This window comes from Terriglobia bacterium (assembly GCA_020073185.1).
GTDB lineage: Bacteria > Acidobacteriota > Terriglobia > Terriglobales > Acidobacteriaceae > JAIQGF01.
In genome coordinates, this window is the sequence record JAIQFT010000115.1 from 1 (window position 1) to 3,682 (window position 3,682).

The window sequence follows — 3,682 nt, forward strand, 5'->3', positions numbered from 1 at the left end:
ACGTCGTGGCCGCGGCTACCGCGACCTGAACTACCTGCTGCTCAAGGCGCAGCGGCTGGCCGCCACCAAGACCCAATTCCTGGTTCTTCAGAAAGCCGCATAGAATGCGCAGTTCACCAGATTCTTGTGCAGAACCACATTTTGCAGGGTGGTAATGGTGGCACAGGTCCACCTCAAACTGGTGGCCTGATCCGTGCTTACGCATATACCTATCTCAGCAACGCTATCACAGACATTACCTTTCTCCGTCAAGTCATGGCACATGAGATCGGTCACAGTTTTGGGCTGGGTCACTGCGGTGTGTATTGTCCCTCTAAGAGCACGATTATGATCCTCGGCGCTCCAACCAACGATACGAGCGTCCTGCCCAATGGCCCGACGCCGTGCGATATATCTGCCGCGAAGGCGGCAAACGGCTACTATCCGGGTATCTGCACTGGAACCCAATCAAGCGCTGTCGGGACTGCGCCAGATGAGTGCCTGGCTAATCAAAGCTCCTCCATGAGCTTTGATCAATTTGTCTCCGCGAAAAACTCATGTGCCGCAACATGGGACCAAGCCGTCTGCACCTGCAGCTCGAGCGAGGCCTGCGAGCTAACGCAGGAGCAGTTCCTCTCGGCATCCGATGACTGCGAAGCACGGGGTGGAAGTTTCACCAACTGCCGGTGCCACCTCGGGGGGCCACACTGTGAGCCCAATTACGACTGTGTGCTCGGGTGGGATGCCGACACATGCCAGTGCTTGGAAGACCCATGCCCCCTCGTAATTGACGCATCGGGCGCAGGATTCCACCTTACTTCCGCCGCCTCCGGCGTTCTCTTCGACATCAATGCGGACGGAAAGCAGGAGCAGGTCTCGTGGACGAACAGCGCATTTCACAACGCCTTTCTCGCCTTGGACAGAGATGGTAACGGACAGATTGATAATGCTACGGAGCTGTTTGGCAACTTCACGCCGCAGCCGCCCTCTCCGCTCAAGAACGGGTTCCTCGCTCTGGCCGAGTACGACAAACCAGAAAACGGCGGCAATGGCGACGGTGTCATCGACAGCCGCGACGCCATTTTCGCCTCGCTGCGCCTCTGGATCGATTCCAACCACAACGGCATCTCTGAACCCAACGAACTCTCTCCGCTGCCATCCCTCGGCGTTTACTCCATCAGCCTCGACTACCGGGAGTCGAGAAGAAAAGACCGGTACGGTAACGAATTCCGCTATCGCGCCAAGATCAACGCAGGTCTGCAGTCAGAAACCTGGGCCTATGACGTGTTCTTGACCCTAGCGCCGGCCCAATCGTCGCATAACCGCGGGCGCGCCCGGCACGCCAGCTCTCCATGGGCAGATTTCGATCGGCAGTTACTTGAAAGCTTGAGTTTCTGGAGGCGATAGTTCCCGGGCCCACATTCGAGTTTGTAGTGTCTGTTTCCGAGAGGGCAGCGCAAGCTGCTCTCTTCTTGCCTAGAAAGTAGAAAACCGGAAAGTTAATGCCGTCATTACCAACGTAACCCAATCCGCCCGCAAGCTGCGCGCACCTGCGCGTTCTCTCTGCAGCAGACAAGGAGAGAACATGAACCGCAAGTTCGCAATCACCGCAGTCATTTTGCTGGCCATGTGTTTCGTAGGCGCGGCGTTGGTTACCGCCAGCCCGGCGCAACAAGCCGACGAGGGCGCCACCGGCCCGGCAATCACCATTTACAACCAGAACTTCGCCGTGGTGCGGCAAGCGCTGGATCTGGACCTGAAGCCCGGCGTCAACAACATCCGCTTCACCGACACCACCGCTTTCCTGGAGCCCGATTCGGTGATGCTGCGCGATCCGCTCGGCCACCGCCAGCTTCAGGTGTTGGAGCAGAACTTCCGCAACGATCCAGTCTCTCAGGAACTGCTGCTCTCCATGTACGAGGGCAAGACAATCGACTTCCGCGTCAATCCCGAGAAGATCGTTGCCGGCAAAGTCATCCGCAGCGGCTACGTGCCGCGCGTCTACGATTACCGCAACGGCCAGTACGCGCAGGGCAACGCGCAACCCATCATCGAGGTGGAGGGACACCTGCAGTTCGGCCTGCCCGGACAGCCGCTGTTTCCCGCGCTCGGCAGCGATACCGTGCTCAAGCCGACGCTGCATTGGCTGCTGGCCACCGACAAGCCCGGCAAGCTCGATGCCGAACTGTCGTACGTGTCGGGCGGAATGCGCTGGGAGGCCGATTACAACGTGGTCGCGCCGGAGTCGGGGTCCCCAGCACGCGCCGCGCGCGATGGGGTGAAGGAGTCCGGCGACGTACTCGACGTGATCGGCTGGGTCACCATGGACAACACCAGCGGCAAGACCTTTGAGCATGCCCGCGTGCGCCTGATGGCCGGCGACGTCAACAAGCTCGTTCCTGGAATGGCGTCCGGCATGGTCGTGAACGAGGCCATGGCGAAATCGGCGGATGCAAGAATGCAGCCTGCCGTCACCGAGCGCTCCTTCGACGAATATCACCTCTACACCCTGGAGCGCGCGGTCACGCTGCGCGATCACGAGACCAAGCAGGTGGAATTCGTGCGCGCCACCGGCGTGCATTCGCAGCGGCTGTACGTTTACGACGGCGCCAATATCAATTGGAACCAGTATCGCGGCTGGTCGTTTGAAAACATCCGCAACGATCCCAGCTATGGGACGCAGTCGAACCCGAAGGTGTGGGTGATGCAGGAGCTGAAGAATTCCAGTGCGAATCACCTCGGCATCGCGCTGCCCCGCGGGCGCATGCGCTTCTATCGCCGCGACGAGGATGGACGCCTGCAATTCACCGGCGAGAACATGATCGACCACACGCCGACCGACGAAACCATCCGCCTCTACACCGGCAACGCGTTTGACGTGGTGGGCGAGCGCCGACGCGTCGATTACCGCGTGGACAGCAACAGGCACACGGTTGACGAGTCATTCGAGATCAAGCTGCGCAATCACAAGAAGGAAACGGTGTCGGTGCGCGCGGTCGAACACTTGTATCGCTGCGCCAACTGGGAGATCAGCAACCGTAACCACGATTACCGCAAGCTGGACGCGAACCAGATCGAGTTTCCGGTGGCCATTCCGGCGAACGGCGAGGTCACGATCACGTACGCGGTGCACTACACGTGGTAACTTAAACGGTAATAACTCTGGATAAGAGGTGTTAAAGACCACCCTCCCCATGCCGGAACGTAGGATCAACAACTTATGCACGGTATACCGTCGGGTAACCCACGGTTACCGTGAAGCTCGATGTTAACCGTTGAGTAAAATCTCAAAGCCTCGATGACTGGCCGATTTGTTGTCAAAGAACTAAATGGTGCCTGTAAGGACACGACAACTTGCGCCTGAGCGCATCGAGAAGCATATCCGGAGTGACGGCGAGATGTCTGTGACAAGGAAGGAGAATCTAGAGCTTGTTTTGTTGTGCTTGCGGAAAAGGCTTCAGAGGACGCGGAGGCATGATGAAGCTAGCCGGCCCGCTTGCTGGTGGCTCGCCGGGGCTTCGGCTTGGGCTTGGGCTTGTTTTTGCCCTTGAGATTGAGCGCCACGGCAGCGAGAGTGTCCCGCTTTTAGTTGGAGGTTGAAGAGCGGCGCTCGGGATCATGTTACGCGACCTCCTGCTTAGTCGCAGCTTTTTCTGTTTCTCCTCTTCCTAGGATTGCTCTCAGTTGCCAGATGTCCTTCCAG

The 3,682-nt window shown here is 58.6% G+C and carries 2 protein-coding genes; both read left to right on the top strand.

Annotated elements, in window-relative coordinates; translation table 11 throughout:
• Positions 1 to 126 precede the first annotated feature (126 nt).
• A complete protein-coding gene (locus tag LAN64_20535) occupies positions 127 to 1,386 on the top strand; it encodes a hypothetical protein (protein MBZ5570214.1) in 1,260 nt (419 codons plus the stop codon).
• Positions 1,387 to 1,564: 178 nt separating this feature from the next.
• On the top strand, positions 1,565 to 3,124 hold the full coding sequence (locus LAN64_20540) for a hypothetical protein (GenBank protein MBZ5570215.1): 1,560 nt from the start codon (positions 1,565 to 1,567) through the stop codon (positions 3,122 to 3,124).
• Positions 3,125 to 3,682: the final 558 nt, after the last annotated feature.

Coding starts and splice junctions, on each gene's coding strand:
- LAN64_20540 (MBZ5570215.1), top strand. CDS start 1,565: ATGAACCGCAAGTTCGCAATCACCGCAGTCATTTTGCTGGCCATGTGT.